Origin of the sequence: Cytobacillus citreus (assembly GCF_018343665.1) — a bacterium.
GTDB classification, from domain to species: domain Bacteria; phylum Bacillota; class Bacilli; order Bacillales; family Cytobacillaceae; genus Cytobacillus; species Cytobacillus citreus.
Map to the genome: position 1 here is coordinate 926,246 of NZ_JAGYPM010000001.1, position 17,988 is coordinate 944,233.

At 33.6% G+C, this 17,988-nt stretch carries 14 protein-coding genes and 2 pseudogenes; 3 read left to right on the forward strand and 13 right to left on the reverse strand.

Annotated features, from left to right (window positions below):
* Positions 1–73 precede the first annotated feature (73 nt).
* From mprF to KHA94_RS04595, 6 genes are all read right to left on the reverse strand, one after another.
* Entirely contained in the window at positions 74–2,164 is a 2,091-nt protein-coding gene (gene mprF / locus KHA94_RS04575; protein WP_338030702.1) for a bifunctional lysylphosphatidylglycerol flippase/synthetase MprF, read from the reverse strand.
* Positions 2,052–2,489 carry a hypothetical protein gene (locus KHA94_RS26455; RefSeq protein ID WP_338030711.1) on the reverse strand — a complete coding sequence of 146 codons (438 nt, stop codon included), beginning with the start codon at positions 2,487–2,489 and terminating at the stop codon, positions 2,052–2,054. The genes mprF and KHA94_RS26455 overlap by 113 nt, the downstream gene beginning before the upstream one ends.
* Before the next feature lie 467 nt (positions 2,490–2,956).
* Complete coding sequence (locus KHA94_RS04580; protein WP_213100921.1) at positions 2,957–4,753, reverse strand: S9 family peptidase; 1,797 nt, start codon at positions 4,751–4,753, stop codon at positions 2,957–2,959.
* 360 nt (positions 4,754–5,113) lie between these two features.
* Entirely contained in the window at positions 5,114–5,335 is a 222-nt protein-coding gene (locus KHA94_RS04585) for a DUF3955 domain-containing protein (protein WP_213100922.1), read from the reverse strand.
* 292 nt (positions 5,336–5,627) lie between these two features.
* Entirely contained in the window at positions 5,628–5,792 is a 165-nt protein-coding gene (locus KHA94_RS04590) for a hypothetical protein (RefSeq protein ID WP_213100923.1), read from the reverse strand.
* A gap of 400 nt (positions 5,793–6,192) precedes the next feature.
* Positions 6,193–6,762, reverse strand: a complete 570-nt coding sequence (locus tag KHA94_RS04595; RefSeq protein ID WP_213100924.1) for a DinB family protein — start codon at positions 6,760–6,762, stop codon at positions 6,193–6,195.
* 528 nt (positions 6,763–7,290) lie between these two features.
* Here KHA94_RS04595 and KHA94_RS04600 point away from each other — a divergent pair.
* Complete coding sequence (locus KHA94_RS04600; RefSeq protein ID WP_213100925.1) at positions 7,291–7,500, forward strand: hypothetical protein; 210 nt, start codon at positions 7,291–7,293, stop codon at positions 7,498–7,500.
* Between the two features lie 895 nt (positions 7,501–8,395).
* Here KHA94_RS04600 and KHA94_RS04605 read toward each other — a convergent pair.
* The 5 genes and pseudogenes from KHA94_RS04605 to KHA94_RS04625 form a co-directional block, all read right to left on the reverse strand.
* Positions 8,396–9,082 carry an MBL fold metallo-hydrolase gene (locus tag KHA94_RS04605; protein ID WP_213100926.1) on the reverse strand — a complete coding sequence of 229 codons (687 nt, stop codon included), beginning with the start codon at positions 9,080–9,082 and terminating at the stop codon, positions 8,396–8,398.
* Between the two features lie 244 nt (positions 9,083–9,326).
* Positions 9,327–10,865 carry an ABC-F family ATP-binding cassette domain-containing protein gene (locus tag KHA94_RS04610; protein ID WP_213100927.1) on the reverse strand — a complete coding sequence of 513 codons (1,539 nt, stop codon included), beginning with the start codon at positions 10,863–10,865 and terminating at the stop codon, positions 9,327–9,329.
* A gap of 702 nt (positions 10,866–11,567) precedes the next feature.
* Positions 11,568–11,764 (reverse strand): annotated as a pseudogene (locus KHA94_RS04615) (MerR family transcriptional regulator); the annotation flags it as partial.
* A gap of 77 nt (positions 11,765–11,841) precedes the next feature.
* The gene (norA, locus tag KHA94_RS04620; RefSeq protein WP_213100928.1) at positions 11,842–13,014 is read right to left on the reverse strand and encodes a multidrug efflux MFS transporter NorA; all 1,173 of its coding nucleotides are present in this window, start codon (positions 13,012–13,014) and stop codon (positions 11,842–11,844) included.
* 127 nt (positions 13,015–13,141) lie between these two features.
* Positions 13,142–14,029, reverse strand: a complete 888-nt coding sequence (locus KHA94_RS04625; protein ID WP_213100929.1) for a LysR family transcriptional regulator — start codon at positions 14,027–14,029, stop codon at positions 13,142–13,144.
* A 112-nt stretch (positions 14,030–14,141) separates the two neighbouring features.
* Here KHA94_RS04625 and KHA94_RS04630 point away from each other — a divergent pair, with 112 nt between their 5' ends.
* Entirely contained in the window at positions 14,142–15,332 is a 1,191-nt protein-coding gene (locus KHA94_RS04630; RefSeq protein WP_213100930.1) for a coenzyme F420-0:L-glutamate ligase, read from the forward strand.
* A 930-nt stretch (positions 15,333–16,262) separates the two neighbouring features.
* Here KHA94_RS04630 and KHA94_RS04640 read toward each other — a convergent pair.
* Both KHA94_RS04640 and KHA94_RS04645 read right to left on the reverse strand, forming a co-directional pair.
* Positions 16,263–16,577 (reverse strand): thioredoxin family protein, encoded by a 315-nt coding sequence (locus KHA94_RS04640; protein WP_213100931.1) that lies wholly within the window; start codon positions 16,575–16,577, stop codon positions 16,263–16,265.
* A gap of 199 nt (positions 16,578–16,776) precedes the next feature.
* Positions 16,777–17,415, reverse strand: coding sequence for a class I SAM-dependent methyltransferase (locus KHA94_RS04645; RefSeq protein ID WP_213101298.1), 639 nt, complete (start codon positions 17,413–17,415; stop codon positions 16,777–16,779).
* A 460-nt stretch (positions 17,416–17,875) separates the two neighbouring features.
* Here KHA94_RS04645 and KHA94_RS04650 point away from each other — a divergent pair.
* Positions 17,876–17,962: pseudogene (locus KHA94_RS04650) on the forward strand (AsnC family transcriptional regulator); the annotation flags it as partial.
* Between the last annotated feature and the right edge of the window lie 26 nt (positions 17,963–17,988).

Consider the following 17,988-nt stretch of genomic DNA (forward strand, 5'->3'; position numbering starts at 1 on the left):
ACTCTAACATTTTCAACAGAATACTAATAAAAGAAATGTTCCAGATAAAACAATTCGTTTTGAGTAAGTGTAATTATTTTCTTTTTTTCCCTATTAAAAGTGTCACTTGTGCCATGGTAAAAGGAAGTGAAGATTTTCTACGATAAGCCAAATACTTTGATTCCCATGAATCTGCATATTTTTCTTTGAATTTTCTCAAGCCTTGAAAATGATAGAAAACATGGCCGTGCAGATAGATTTGTGCGGCAAATTTTTCGCTCAAAAACGCAAATTTGGAATGCCCTACGTTAGAAAGTGGTGCCATTCCTATATTAAAGTTTTTATATCTTTCTTCTTTTGCCCATTCAAATAAAGATAGAAAGATAAAATCCATCGTTCCTGAAGGAGAATCTTGTATAAAGCGCATTAAATCCACAGAAATCGTTTCGTTATTATCATAAACTGGCATCAGGCTTGTAAAGGCGATGATCTTTGTCCCTTTTTCTTTCAAAATAGCAATTTCAGCCTTGTTCAGATAATTTTCATCAAAAAAACCTAATGAATATCCTTTTTCCCTTCTACCTTGAAGCCAATCATCCGATACTTCTTTTAGTTCATTCAGTAACTCATTACTAAAAGGCGGTATAATAATTTCAAAAATATAATTCTCTCGTTCAAACTTATTTTTAACAGTTCTTGCCCCTTTCATTTTTTTACCTGAAAGGGAGAATTTCTCTAAATCAACAAATGCCTCTTCGCCAAGTTTAAAAAGGGCAAAACCACTTTCATGAAGATTAGGAAGCATTTTATTGCTAACTTCATAAAATACGGGCGTATACCCATGAAGATCTGAAATTTGTTGAAACTCTTCAATTGCATAAGGAAAATCGGCTTTCTCTCCAATAGGATCTCCAAGAATTACGAGCTTGTCCGCGTATTTTTGAAAGGAAAACAGGACGTTGTTCTTGCTATTCCAGAAAATAAATTTATCATGCAGGAAAATTAAATGGGTTAGAACATTTCCATTATATTTTTTAATGTGTTCGCGTATTTTTTCTTCCTGGCTATTAGATCTTTCCATAAACCTATTCCGTGGCTTTTTAATGACATTTCCAATGACAAGCACGAATAAGGCAATGTTAAGTCCAATAAAAGCACTGTAAAATAAATCACGATAATCAGTAATAACATAAGGGATTAACTTTGTCGGGATATTGACTTTTGCTGTAGGTAAATTTATGTATCCGATGATCACATACATAGAAGTAATGAGTATGATCATTATTACGTCAAAAATGGTTTTGCTCCATGTCAAAACATAACTTTCCCTATAAAATCGTGATTTGGACATTCGAAGGAGTAAGGCTACAACCAGCATTACGAGTGCTTCCTCATAGTCAAATCCTTTAAAAAGTGAAAATATAGCAGCAAAGAATAAAACCGCGATGGTCAGATGATAAGCCCGTTTTACTTTATATTCAATTCCTCTTGATAGACCAAGCAGGAGAAATCCAGCCGCAACAGTAAGCTGGTGGGATAAGCTAATAATGGGGAATGATAAAAGATCTTCGACAAATTTCAACCTTTTCACGATTCCTGGCACAGATGCCGAAAGAAGTAAGATTAGCCCTGAAAAAAATACTAATATTGTTAATAGCACATGACTTGCATTCTGTAGAAGCACATTCGGCAGATTATCCCATGATTTATTCCATTTTTCCCAGAATTCCTTTACAAATAATACAAATCCAAATAAAAATGGAATGAATAAATAGCCAATCCGATATAAAATCAGCAAGAAAAGGATCTTTTCATCCTGTATCCCAAAGTGTTGTGATCCCCAAATAAAAACGAGGTCAAATGATCCAAGGCCTCCAGGGATCATACTTACAATTCCGGCACATGACGCAACAATAAAAATAGGAAAGATTTCGTTAAAGTGAAGAGGAATTTTTATCACCATGGCCAATATCCAGATAGCTAGGAGGATAGCTGCCCATTCCATGAAAGAAATCAAAATAAGTTGGAACTTAGTTCGTAAATTTATGGATGTGTCTGAACCTTTATTGTTTTTAATGAAAGAAATGATTAATAGGACCGGAAGATACAGCCCCACTCCTATCACGGCTAAATAAATCCATTTTTTGCTTAATAAAAGAGGGAAATCTCTGTAGCCTGCAAGTATAACTAATGAAAGCAAAGGAAATGCCTGTTAGATAGAATAATGAAACGTGAGCAATTGTCTTAAGCAGTCTGCGCTTGTCCATTTCATGTGTTTGATAGAAGTAAGTTCTAAGCATCACTCCGATTAAACCGGCAAACCCAATTAGATTTGAAAAGGAGTTTATAATTAAAGACTGCTTGATCAGTTTTTTTGTCGGTACAGTTATCCCCAATTTTTTAACAATTACCAAATCATAAAAAAACATTGGCAATATTGCTGCCATCGTAATCAATAGAACGATGGCCAGCTTTACAAAATGAATTTGGCTTACTTCACGCCGGAGCAACTCTACATTTATGTCCCCCTGTGAATTTTTTTATTTCAATGACTGCCAGAATTAATAAAATGAGTGGAAAAATTATTTTTAGGAATTGAAATATCTTTTTTATGTTTATTATTCTTTGCATACTCATCCCCTATTTTTTCTTTCCTTTTTCACTGGTAAAAAAACCCGCGTATGATTTACCAAAAGCAAATATATGTTACTTCACAGTGGAATTCGATCCATTAATTCCTATAATTAGAATAAATTATCATACGAAACATTATTTGTATCTACCAAGAGTAATATACATACCTATTAAAAAGTGTTTCATTTGTACAAAATCGTTAGTGATTTACTTAAAACTAAGAGTTCTTCCGCCAAAACGTGGAATCATGTTTTTAACTTTTTACATCAAATATAAAAACAGCATGATCTAATGCCCTATATCACGCTGTTAATCAATTAATTTTAAAAAACATTCATCAACATTAAAGAAACTGATTTTTTCCAATGTATTTTTCAAGAAAGTCGGCAATCTTAGAATATGCATATTTTTTACTTTTTTGTTTTACTAACGAATGACCTTCCTCTTCGAAACGAATAAATGTAACAGGATGATTTCGTTCCTTAAGTTTATTCACGATCTGCTCTGATTCTTCAATTGGGACACGCGGGTCATTAACTCCATGGATTACCATAAGAGGAGAGGTGATTTTATCTGCATGGTTCAATGGATCGATTTGGTCAAAAAAATCACCATCCTTTTCAATCGTTCCATACTCATACTCTCTAAACTTCTTCCGCCAAGGACTTGTTGTTTTTAAGAATGTTCGCAGGCTTGAAATTCCTACGATATCGACGGCAGCCGCCCATAAGTTTGGATAGTGACTGATGGCGGAAAGAACCATGAATCCCCCATAGCTTCCTCCCATAACTGCTATCTTTCCAACATCAACATTCTTATCTCCTTTTAGCCATTCCACTAATGAAATAAGATCTTTCACAGCATCCGTCCGTTTACGAACATCATCTAAATGAGTATACGTTTTTCCGTAACCTGTACTGCCGCGAATATTTGGAGTTACTACTGCATAGCCACGGTATAGAAAATATTGTAAAAGAGAGTTGTAAACGGGGCGACTTTGAGTTTCAGGACCACCATGAATAAATATGACAACAGGCATTTTCTCAGCTGTATGTTTTGGCTTATAGTAAAAGGCTGGGATGAGAAGGTTGTCAAAAGAACGATAGAATATTAAAGAAGGCTCAATTAATTTTCCTTCAAGAATGGGGTTGTGTGAAAAATATGTAAGACGTTTTGTCTTAAGGGATTCAAGGTCAAGCTCCCATATATCAGATGGGTGTGCCGGCCCGTTCAATATATAGAGGAGTTTTTGATTTGTAGGTGAAAATTTGAGATTAGTAATCACTCCCATGGGTGTTTCCCATGTATAAAGAGTACCTGTATCTAAGTTTAGTATAATCCCTTTTGATATTCCTCCCTCATTGATGGTGAATGCTAACTTATTTTTTTCATTATTCATGGCTAGGCCTTCAAAATCCCACTTTCCCCTCGCTATCCAAGTGAATTCTTTAGTGGGTAAATGAATACATGCTAGCCCAAAAAATTCACGGTCTTTATTTGTTAATAGATAAATATGATTTCCTTCTTTATTAAAATGGATATTTATAAAACTTGCTTCTCCTGTATGCTCTGTTATCCAGTTTATGCAGCCAGTTAAAAGTGATAACACACCTAAATCATGATCAAGGGGAGAGTTTGTTTTTCTAACCAATAATGAATTCCCATTTGGAAACCATTTCACAACAGAAAACCTCCCATTTTGGGCATAAACAAGGCGAACTTCAAGGGTCTCAAGATTCTGAATATAAATATCAAAGAATGCTTGATTTCTCCGATTACTGGACCAAGCAATCCATTTTCCATCTGGAGAGCTTCCTCCATATAAATGAACATGTTCTGGGGAGTTTGTCAGGGCGATCAGCTCTCCCTCATTCTTTAATAAGAATAATTGTTCCCTTTCGTTTCCAGAAACATCCATTCCGATAATCCGATCCGATGTACCAGTTACAAATTTTATGAAGGTGATTCCTTCCTTTGAAAAAGAAGATTGGGCAACCATCCTATTTTCACGATAATAATCCCATACCTGTGGTAATCCCGTATAATCAGAAATAAAGCTTATTTTTTTTCCATTTGGTTCGTATTCAAGATTTTTCACTGTACGAACATGTACATAAGGATCTAGACTAATTTCATCCATTTCATTACCACCCATCATCTAGATTCAAAAATGTCTGCCATAATAGAATTATTTCTGAGTTTTGTTTGGAGAAATATTCGTTAAACAAAACCTATATACCAATTCATTATATTTAGACTTAATGAGTATCATGCTTTATTGTGTAAGACGGTTGGTATTAATTCCTTTTATTAAAAGTGTATTTGAATATGTGCGTAAATTAGCTACAATCATTTTTTATTTGACCTGCCAAAGTAAAAAAGAAGCACCTGGGTAGCAAGTGCTATCCCTTAGCAATACAGCTTTAATAATTCCCCATAATGTTTTGCTAATCTAAAATTAAAGACCAGGTCCCCTGTAATGAACTGGTCTTTGACTTGATTATTTAGCTATGTTTTTCTTTTTGAACATAGAAATCATTGACATAAACAAAAATGAAATAATACCAATAAAGAACAATATATAACTTACAGGTATTAAAAAGAAGTAAGGTTCATTCAACATACCGTCTGGTGCAACAGTTGATTCTGTCATGCTAGTAATAATAAGACAAATAACCCCTAAAAATATTGGTGTTGATGCTAATAGATATTTATTCTTCATAAAAATACTCCCCTTTACCCGAGAATAATGTAAATTTATTATTTATGTTTCATAAAACACATCTTAAACTTACTATCAATATAATAATCCGAAATACATCTCTAGTCAACAATTATTTATCGTAAAACAATAAATAATTGTTGTATTTTAAATAACTACTAGGTGTTTTATACGTATTTTCAATCTAAGTTAAAGTTGTGCCTAATTCATAATAAAAAGGACCGCTACTTAACGATCCTTTCATCCTTATTCATTGCTTTCTTCACTTTTTTTAAAGGTAAATTAAAACCAATTATCTAGCAGTAACATCTTTAATGGTGTCCGAGATCCTGTCAACAGCTGCTTTTCCAGCATCTTCAATCGTATCAATTGCATTTTTTGCTGCATCCCCTACTGCTTCAACCCCGCGTTTCATACTATTTCGTCCTTGATCAATGGATTTATTTTGTTCAGTCATTCATTATTCCTCCTAATAATTAGTATCGATCATAGTATAAGAAGATATCATTTTTTTTATTCAATTTTGGAGCTATAGGCATGTGTGTCCTGCCTTAGTTCCTTCACATGGAAGTAATGTAAGGTGTGTGAAAAAATAGTAAATGGGGTCGATTAATCTCCAAATCGAAAGAACATATCCTCTCATATTCCCTACCTCTCCTTTTTCTGGATTCCTTTTTCTTTTTATTTTTTAACGTAGAATAAAATATTATTTATGGAATTTTTTACGCTGAAATGTAAAATAAAAAAGCCCCTTGTGAAGTTCACTTTTTTAAGTGTCCAATCTCAAGGGACTTAAATAAGGTTGTCGTCTACGATATATTGAATAATAAAGGTAAGCAGTTGATTCAAAAGGTTAACTATATTTTCAAACTAGATTCAAGCACCGTTTTATAGGTATTTTCAATAATTGTAAAATGGTGCTTCTCGTGTATAGCCAGTAGCTGAATTGCCTGAATTAGGTTAGGATACTTAGCTATTGGATCAAAAAACACAATGTGTCCCGCAATATCTTCTTCAATATTTTTAACTAATGCTTTTAATTCATTTGTCTCGTTCAGCAACAATTGTTCTAATTCTTTCATGTCCATAGAATAGCGTATTTTTTTAGGTGGTATTAAAATCGATGGGGCTTTCATCCCTCTTCCTTTTCTTTCTTTAAATTCAGCATAAATGTCATGTATTTCAGTTGAAAATGGTTTTTTTCTTTTCATTTTGGCATATGGAATAAGTACAAAAGAAAATTTAGTCGCGACTTTAAGCATTCTTGTTATTAAATATAAGTGATATAAATGCTCTCCAATAGACCATTTTCCAGCATCTTTCCGATACCATAGTTTTTCTTGTGTTAGAAATTGAATTTCATGCGTGAATTGAGATCTTTGCTGAGATAATGTTTGAAAATGTTTTGATATACTTTCAGATTTCATCTATTAGAATCCTCCGTTTGACTTCAAATTGAGAATAACGAGCTCGGTTTATTACATCCAAGCTCACTATAATCCTCCTATTCATTCTAATAGATCAATTATATATTTTTTCCAGGAACTTGTTTCATTTTATAAAATTTTTTTGAACTAAAAAGCAGTTGCTTAGGAAATGATCATTAACTGGAATTGTAATGAGATTATTTCTTCTTTTTCATTTTGCTTTCTGCTTTCTTTATATTCTCAGCAACCCTATATTTTACGATCTCGCTTATTAATTCATAAGGTAGCTTTTTTTCTAAAGGAAACTGAACAGAACCTTTTGCTCCTTTATATTCCGATAATTCATATTTAAAAGCATTGTCCCATTCCTCTTTTGTACAAAACAAATTCTTTCATAAAAGCCCCACACCTCTTCATTGAGCATAAAGCTTTTATCAAAAAAAAAGGATACAAAAGCTGTAACACTATTTTTTCCTTTTCTATCGAGTTCAGAATCGTCAGAATAAGGGTTATACCGAGCAGAAAATCATGCAATTTTTCATGAAGTTTGTCGCGATTGGAAAGCAATTGGGTTACATTCATAGAGATCAAACAGAAGAAATAATTATGCTGTACTTCACGATGTACAAAAATGAGCTGAATCGGTATTGGAAATCGTCGAATCAAAAAAGCATAACGAGGAGTATGGATCAATTGATGGAATTGTTTTTCTATGGGTTGGTCGGGGAGAAGCAGTAGTAGGACGAAATCGGAAAAGTGACTGTCTCCCCCATTACAAATTTCCCGAACGAGAAAGCCCACACCGGGCATAGCCTGTCTTTAGACGTGGGATGAAAGTGTGGTCAGATACGGAGTGCCGCTAAAAAGTCTAATTGTTAGCGGTACTTCAAGTATCTGAAGATTAATATAGAAACATATGTTCTTTTTTCTGTAAATCTGATATAATAGGAATAACATTAAACAAACAAAATAATCAGTTTTGTAATTTAAAGAAATATTGGGTTAGAAACGAGCCCAGCAGTCGATAAGCACCGCTGAGGTGTTTGGCTGCGGAAGTCTTGAGCAAACGCTTTGTAGTGTCTATATGTTGTACCCTATTTGATGGATTAAAATGGGGGAGAGTATAGAAGAAACAAGCTAGTCGTTCAAGAACCCCATTGCTTTAGCTATGGGAGTTTCAGGCAGAACTGTATCTGTCGGATTAAAACAAAGTTGAACTGTTTTGAAAAAAGTTGCACCGTTTTGAAGAAAGTTTAACCGTTTTAAGCATATCAAAATCAATAAAATACTGTTATATCAACATTTATATTTAATTTTGATCGAACTTTTTTATAAAAAGCAGTCCCTAAAAGTAGAAGAAAACCATCGTTTTGATCAATCTTTGTTCAAAACGATGGCTCTTTATATGCAGTGAAATCAAGAGTTTAGAGTGATTTTTAATCAAACTTTATTCCAAACCAACAGTATCATAAGTAACGGAATATTATTCAACTAACGAGTTCGATAGTTAAACATAAAGGGTTCCACATATTAGTCATGACTAATATGTGGAACCCTTTAGTTTATTTGATTTTCTTAAATTTTGGTCTTGATAATTTTAAAACGGTTAAACTATATTTCAAACCAACAGCAATTATAAAGTAAACTTCCCACCATGATAACAAAAGTAAATTTCTGCTTTAAGTTTTTTAACCTTTCTTAAAGACTGTTGCGCTTTCTCAACATTTAAACAAAAGTGTGGATTAGCAATGATCAATTCATGACCCTCATTAACAGCTGCATCACCTGTAATTACGCTTTTTAAACTTGGAAAATATAATGAAATATGCCCAGAAGTGTGACCTGGTGTTGCTATTACTCTACATTTGTTATCTAAAATCATATCGCCATCATGTACCTTTTCATCAATTGAAACATGCTTCAAATTCTTTAATTGCTGTATAAACCATTTACCAAATTGGATTTCTTTATTTGGCATATTCTCTAGCATTTCTTCGGCTTGAACCAATCTCTGTGACTTCATTTCGCCACTAATGTATTTTGATTCACTTTCACTAGCTATAATGTTAATCCAAGGATACTTTTCTTTGAAATCATATAGGGAACCTATATGATCATCATCATAGTGAGTAATAATAATATTTTTTAAACTCTTCACTTCATATCCATTTTTTAAAATTTCATTTTCAATTAAAGGTAAGAAACTTGTATACCCTGTATCGACCAAAGTTAGTTCATTATTCAATATAACTAAGCTAGGATAAATGTAATTTTTTTGTCCATTAAATTCAAATTCAATTGGTAGCTCTATTATCTTCATTTTCTTCCTCCATTATTTTATCTTTTCAACGACTTTATTGTTTTTTATACAACTTTATTATTCGTAAACCGATGGTGAATTTAGAGACAAACATATGAATGATAATCGTTGGTGTCATTCATTTATTAAAAATAATTTAAGATGTAATCATATGTGTGAGTGAGAGTTCTCACACATATGAATTAACTATATAGTATCAATTTCTTTAACACCTTTTGTTTTATCGTAAGTTTTTTTATAGAATTTAGATCACGCCATTTTCTATGTTAAAAATGTTATCTCCCCAATCACGGTAAAAATTCTCTTCGTGAGAAACGAGTAACACACTTCCTTTAAACTGGATTAAAGCATTCCGTAAAGCTTCTTTCGCTTCCGCATCCAGATGATTTGTAGGCTCATCTAAAATGAGAAAATTACAAGGAGACAGTATCAAACCACATAATTTCACTTTTGATTGTTCTCCACCACTTAATGTGCTAATTTCTTGTGAAACGTTCTTATCTTTTACGCCACATCGAGCTAGATGCTGCCGTATCTCCTTCACATTCAGTTTAGGGAACTGTTCCGAGATAATCTGGAGGGGTGTCATTGCTCCGTTGTCCCAGTTTAAATCTTGCTCATAATATCGCATTTTTATCTGGTCTGAAAATCGAAAATAACCTGAAATGGCCGAAATACGCCCAACTAAAGTTTTTAATAAAGTCGATTTTCCAATCCCGTTAAACCCTGTAATAATCAGTTTTTGTCCACCCATAACTGAAAAATTTAATTTTGGTAAAAGTGCTGATTCATAGCCAACTTCAAGGTCTTTGACTGTGAGTATTGTATGTGATGAAATTGGCACTTCATCAAACTGAATGGATGGCTTATGAGTGAATGTAGGTGGAGCGATTCTTTCTATCCTTTCCAGTTGTTTTCTACGTCCTTTTGCTATTTTAGAGTTATTCCCCGCAATATTTTTTCGGATGTATTCTTCCGTTTTTTCAATCTTTCTTTGCTGAGCATTATATCGGCGAATATAGTCCTGTCGTAAATGCTCTTTTTGGCGAAGAAAATCTGAATACTTGCCATAGTACTTCTTGATAGTTCCAAACTCTATGTCACATATACAAGAAGATACCTTTTCTAAAAAATCAAAGTCATGGGAAACGACAATAAAAGCACCATCAAACGCTTCTAAATAATTTGCAAGCCATTCCACATGTTCTTTATCAAGGAAGTTTGTAGGCTCATCTAACAACAGTACATTGGGTTTTTCCAGTAAAAGCTTCGCTAAAATGACCTTGGCACGTTGTCCACCACTTAGCTCTTGAATCTTACGATCTATTCCAATTGCATCGATACCCAAACCGGCAGCAATTTTATTAATGTTACTATCTACGGAATAGAAATCATTAGCTTCCAGTTGTTCTTGATATGTTGCAGCTTGTAGTAATTGATTAGTATCACCAGTAATAAAGCTATCTTGGTATAGTTTGTTCATTTTCTTCTCAATTTCAAACAAATCTACAAACGCAGTTTTGAGATATTCCCAAATCGAATTATTTCCATCGATTTCAGCATCTTGATCTAAATGTCCGATTTGAATATTGGATTGCCATTTGATTTTCCCTTCATCTGGAATAATCTCTCCCATAAATATTTTTATTAAGGTACTTTTTCCAGCACCGTTTTGCCCAACTATCCCCAAATGTTCGCCCTTATGCAAATCAATAAAAGCATTTTCATATAAGGTTTTATCTATAAAAGAATGTGATAAATTTTCAACTTTAAGTAAGCTCATAATGATTCCTCTTTTCTAAAAAAATAAAAAAGCAGAGAGTAGTGTCTTTTGACACTAGCCCTCTGCTTTGTGATGTATCGTACTTTTCAGCACGGTATATACAACACCAATTTGTTGTAAAACTCATTGGTGTTGCAACAAACACAAAAGGCCATAGACAAAGCATCGTCTATGGCCCCTTAATCTATCCTTCCATCAGCAAATAGTCATAACTAAATAAGTATAGTAAAAACTACACTTTTTTTGACTATTCAGCCGATGAATATAAGAAGCATTATGCTTCTTGATTAAGCTCCGTACAACGCTTCATCGTATACATTTGTGCGGAGCAAAGTTTTCTAATGAGTTTTACAAATTTTATATAAAGCATTTTAAAGCACCTTCCTTATTAAAAATTTTAAATCAAATATTAATAAATGACAAGTTGAGATTTATATTTACGTCTGTAAGTATTAATAATCCCCAAAATTAGTTTCCTAGTATGCAAGAAATCATTTAAATCACGTCTAAATATAATTAACCTAAAAATCCAAACAAGTCCCGTCTATATCCGTTTTCAGTAACATCTTAACGTACAGGTAATCAGCTAAATTGTGTCTAAACGTACAATTTTCTTTTTTTGATATGGTGACCCCCATTTGGAATTGTTGTAACCTCTATATTTGGTGTAAGCAATGATATCCAAAAAATCAACTGTCCTTAATTTCTGCGTTTTTTCATTCCTTCTAAAGGTGTTCCAATATATTTTGTAATTTAATTAAATCCAGATGGTATAGCTGCGAATCTTTATAATAGCGATAGTATGTATCTGGATCGACATATGCAGGTTAATAAGTTGATTTTATCGAGACATTCGCTAGTTTTGATACCTCATCAATTGAATAAAGTGTTTCCTTCATTTCTTGCACTTCCTTACACTAAAGTATAATAGATAAGCGTATTCTTTGCAGGGAACAAAGAATACGCATGAGATTATTTAGTGTGTGCTGACTTTAATATGAGCTGGTTTTTTCCAAGCAAGTGTTAACCCAATACCGATCGCTAAGACGACTGTTGCAAAATAGAATGGGTAATTTAGGTCGATATCGAATAATATCCCGCCAATAATTGGACCAAATACGTTACCGATACTTGTGAACATCGAGTTCATTCCTCCAACGAATCCTTGTTCATCGCTTGCAATTTTAGATAAATACGTGGTCACTGCTGGTCTCATTAAGTCGAATCCAACGAATACTAAAACTGTGATAAGTAAAATCAAAAAGTATGATTTTGCCATTGTTAGTAGAAACACAAGAATCGTCGAGAAAATCAAGCTATAACGAATTAAGCGGATTTCGCCGACACTTTTCGTTAAGCGATCGAATAATGCAACTTGTACCATCGCTCCCACAATGGCACCACCTGTAATTATGATGGCAATGTCTTTTGGAGTGAACCCGAACTTATGATCGACAAATAAAGCGAATAACGATTCAAATGAAGCTAAGCCAAACGATGAAATTAAAATAATCATAAAGGCTATGAAATACATCGGTGCAAAAATTCGTTTAAACCCTGTTTTCTGCCCTTCCACTTCTTTATTTTCAGGATTTCGCTCTGGCTCACGAAGCGTGATGATAGATAAAACGGCTGCAAGTAACCCACAAGCTGCCGCAAAGAAAAATGGTAAGCGAGTACTAATATCTGCTAAAAAACCTCCAATACCAGGTCCGATAATGAAACCTGTTGAAATAGATGCTGACATATAGCCTAGAGCTTTTGATCGAGTTTTGATTGTAGTAATATCCGCAATAAATGCTGTTACAGCTGGCATAATAAATGCTGCACTCACACCACCAAGAACTCGTGAAATAAAGAGTACCTCAACATTTTTTCCGATACCAAATAAAAACTCTGAAATACTAAAAATGAATAAACCAATAACGATCATTCTTTTCCGTCCGAATTGGTCAACCCAACGACCTGCAATTGGTGATACCATTAACTGTGTAATAGCGAAAGATGCAACCATATAGCCGACAACCGATCCAGATATATTCAATTCATTCATGATTGTAGGTGTTACCGGAATAACAAGTCCAATCCCTAAAAAGGCAATGAATAAATTCATTAATAATATAGCTAACGTTATATTCTGTTTTTGCATAATGACTCCCCTTTTTATTGAAAAACACATATAATCAACAATATAATGTCTCCCCTTAGTGGAGAGTCAATAAATATTCTTAATGTTTTAACTCATGATTTTATTTGACCTTATTATGATAAATAATTTAAATATTATTTTCGATGATTTCTACAAATTTTGTTGATGTGTGCGATAGAGGTACACTTTTCATATAGCAAATCCCTATACTCCTCTTTGGAATTTTTTCTATGAGTTGTACTTCACGGAGTACTCCTTCATTTAAGTACTCAAGCGAAAATTCTTTTGTCACACATGCAACTCCTAAGTTTATTTTTGCAAACTCCAGTAATAAGTTATGCGAGCCTAATTCAAATTCTGGAGAAATTTTTATTCCTAGCAAGGATAATTGCTCATCTACATATTTCCGTGAATTTGATTTTTGCTCAAGAAAAATTAATGGAAATTTTACTAATTCATGTAGGCTAACTGGTTTAGAAAACGGCTTCTTATACTTCTCCCCATAAACAAACGTATCTTCGATGTCTAAGCAGGGTCTTTGGACTATTGAAGAATCGTCAATCGGTAAATTACAAATGGCAAGGTCAACTTCTCCTGATTTTAAGAAGGAACAAAGCTCTAATGTTGTGCCGTTTAAAACCTTAATCTTAATATTGGGATATTTATTCCGGAAATCTTCTAAATAAGGAAGTAAAAAATACTTAGAAATCGTATCGCCTACACCAATGTTTAATTCTCCAGTTGTTAAATTCTTAAATTCTAAAATCTTTTCTTCCCCTGCATCAATTAGACTAATGGCCGAATGAACGTATTCAAAGAGGAGACTGCCTTCATCTGTAAAAGATACTCCTCTTGGCGTTCGCTTAAATAGATGTGTATCTAATTCTCTTTCTAATTGCATTATAGCTTGACTAACAGCAGGCTGTGTCATGTGAAGCTTCTTTGCTGCCTTTGAAAAACTATTAGCTTTACCGACGATGCAAAATACTTTATATAAGTCTAATTTACTTACCATATATAACCACTCCTTATACCTATCATTAGATATATTAATTTTACTTATACCAATAAACTGGTGTATATTTCAAGTAGGTAGTATTTAAAAATGAATTTTAGGAGCGGTTATATTGGATAGAGTAGTTGGAACTGTTGTTAGAGGTCTTCGTTGTCCCATTATCAATCAAGGCGATAGCATCGAACAGATTGTTGTAGATAGTGTTTTAAAAGCGTCGGAAGCTGAAGGATTTACTATAAATGATCGAGACATTGTTACTATAACAGAATCGATCGTCGCTCGCGCTCAAGGAAATTATGCAACGATTGATCATATTGCTGAAGATGTGCGTTCTAAATTTGGAGACGATACGATCGGTGTCATTTTCCCAATCTTAAGCCGTAATCGTTTTTCAATTTGTCTTCGTGGTATTGCAAAAGGTGCGAAAAAAATTGTTTTAATGCTTAGCTATCCTTCTGACGAAGTTGGGAACCACTTAGTTGACATTGACAGACTTGATGAAAAGGGCATTAATCCTTGGACAGACGTATTAACTGAAAAAGAATTCCGTGAGCATTTCGGATATAATAAGCATACCTTTACGGGTGTCGATTACATTGATTACTATAAATCGCTAGTGGAAGAATTCGGTGTTGAATGTGAAGTCATCTTCTCTAACAATGCAAAAACTATTTTAAATTATACAAAAAGTGTTCTTACATGCGACATCCATACACGATTTAGAACGAAGCGAATCTTAAAAGCAAATGGTGGAGAAAAAATTTATAGCCTTGATAATATTTTAGTAGATCCAATTTCTGGAAGTGGGTATAATGAGGAATATGGTCTTCTCGGTTCAAATAAAGCGACAGATGAGAGCATTAAACTTTTCCCGCGTAATTGTCAACCAATTGTAGACCAAATTCAACAAATGCTTAATGAAAAAACTGGAAAAAATGTTGAAGTTATGGTCTATGGAGATGGAGCATTCAAAGATCCAGTCGGAAAAATATGGGAGCTTGCTGATCCTGTTGTATCACCAGCATACACGGCAGGTCTTGACGGAACACCGAATGAAATAAAACTAAAATATCTAGCCGATAATAACTTTGCAGATTTAAGAGGGGAAGAATTGAAACAAGCTATTTCACAATATATTGCTAATAAAGATTCAGATCTTGTAGGTTCGATGGAATCCCAAGGGACTACCCCTAGACGACTTACAGACCTAATTGGATCCCTATCTGATCTAACATCAGGAAGTGGCGATAAAGGAACCCCGATCGTTTTTATACAAGGCTATTTTGATAACTATACAAAATAATAATCATATTGTGTTTAAAAGATAGTAAAGGAAAAAGCGGAAAATTCTTTAATAAATAAGGATTTTCCGCTTTTTTTTATGAAAATTTATTTTCTTTACCCTTTCCTATCACTTCTGGATTATCCGAATTTGCTCTCGATGACTTAAGAATGCCATTGTCTTTTCGAATAGTTGGGGTTGAACTTCAGAATATGTAAGATTTTTAGGGAGTTTATCAAATAGTTTTATTTCATCAATTTCTGAATTTGGTAAATGACCAATTTCAAATATATTCGCAAAAATAATCTTCATTGTAGTTTTCATAAAATGAAATGACTGCTTCCTTTTTTCTGCCTCCACTATCTAATTTGCATTTGCCACATTATTTTCTATAAAATTTTTTTAAGAAAGATGTCCTTGCTTGGTGCCCAAGAAGTTTCAGAATTTGGCACTACGACTACACCTTTTTTTGATTGAGTGCTAGCATCTTGAAGACATTTATTTATAAGTTTAGTCCCGTATCCTTTTCCGATATCACTGACCCATAAACAATGGATTACTAAATAATCGTCAGCGTGAACTGCTCTAAAAGAACATTCAGCTGAGGTGTACTCAATAAACCCCACTTGTCTTTTATTTTCAATCAATTTTACATATTTTAATCCTTCTTCAAATCTATCGTTTAATCATTTATTTTTGTTTATGTACCCATTCGACTTTTTTCTACTCCGAAGACAATAGCTTCCCATTCCTTCTAGCATTTCATTCTCAAGCTCTACTATTTGAATATTAGCCAAATAAGAACCCCCTCTTTTGATCTTTATTTGACTATTTGTACAAGTGCTAGTATTTTACCTTTAATTAGCAACTTGTTCGTCAACAGAAAAAGACCGTTGAGAAGAAATTTCTCAACGGTCTGAAAATGCAACCTGCAGCACAACAGAACATATTTTATAAGTTGTTTAAGAATTCACTTACTGCATCTGCCGTTTTGGCGTTCGCACTATGCAAATGAGCAATCTTTTCCCCTTTTTTAAATACTAATAAAGATGGAATTCCCATTACATTATGTTTCTCAGAAATTTCCGGGAATTCATCACGGTCAATCATAAACCATTGTTTGTCTTTATGCTCTGCGATAATTTCATCAATGAACATATCTAAACGTTTGCAATCTGGGCACCAAGTTGTCGTAAAAACACCAACTGTTACTTCATCTTGACTGATTAATTCACTATATTCTTTTTCTGTTTTGACTTGTATCATGATTTATCCTCCTGTTGTTCACTAATCTTCCAACTCATTTGCTAACATGTTTTTATTAATGATCATTTATGTTGAGTCCTTTATGTAATAAACCCTTTGTACCAATTGTATGGTACAAAGAGTTTAACATACCAGCTTTAATGCTAGCAACTAAGGTAAAAACAAAAAGAGAGGTAATAGTTAAAGATTGAAATCCAATTTATGATTTCACAGAATCCATTATCCACACAAAATCATTACAACGCTGAAAAGTGACTAAAAAACCATTCTCTTCAGTTATCTTTTGTAAAAAAGGAATTGTGGGGTAATATTCCGATTGCAAATCCTTAGCCAATGCAAGGAAATTTGCTGACTTTGCATCCTCTATCGCCTTTTCATACTCAGCAATTGAAGGATACATCGTATCTGCAAAGATAATTTTTCCACCCGTCTTTAATAATTTTGCATATTTAGCAATCGCTTTTGCTTTCTCCACATCTGTTAAATGGTGAAACGCATAAGTACTTACTATTGTATCTATCGGGCTTATAACTGGAAAAGATAAAAAGTCCCCATCTAGAATGTTAGCTTTCCCTTTTAATTTTTCAAGTGAAATCTCTCTCATGGCATGTGAAGGTTCAATAGCTGTAACCTTAAGCCCCTTTCTAACAAGTTTTTCTGTTAAGTTTCCAGTTCCTGATCCAAATTCTAAAACATGACCGTATGAATGTTCTGCAACATGATCAAGTATTAATTGATACCCTTTAAAAACTTCACGATATTCAATATCAGTTCCTGCTACTGTTTCATCATAGGAATCTGCCCATTTCTCAAATAACTCAAGGAATTCTCTGCCCATCATTATCACCTTTTGTTTTAAAGTTTATAATTCTTATGTGTATAATATGAATTAAATGAGAAATAGTTCTTAATGGGGTCCCACCAACAAAAGGTGGCTTGATGAAAATAAACCAGGCAGCGGAAAACTAACGGGTTTGGTTTTTTGCATCGGGACAAGTTTTTACGTTTCACCGTATTTCTGTCCAAAAAGCAGGTTTCCCAGATCGGATTATATGGTTGATTTGAACCTTCACTTTTGATATATATGGATAGCGAAACGAGAGAGTTGCGAAGACTTTGAAATATTGGCGAAAGTTGAAAAGTTAAAAGCATGACTGGGAAAGAGACCCCCGCTGAATTGTTGTTTAATAATCGTTTCTTCTTTTCTAATCGCATAAATAGAAAACTAATCAAGTAAGAAATAATAGTGAGACCAAACAAAGTAAAAATGCCAGGTGTAAGGACTAAATATAAACTTAATGGCATACGGCACACCCTCAACCAATATCGTGTTATCTTCGCATGACAAAAGGATAATTGAACCTTTTATTAGTGAAGAGGGGTAACGAAAAGTTTTCCCACGCGACTAAAA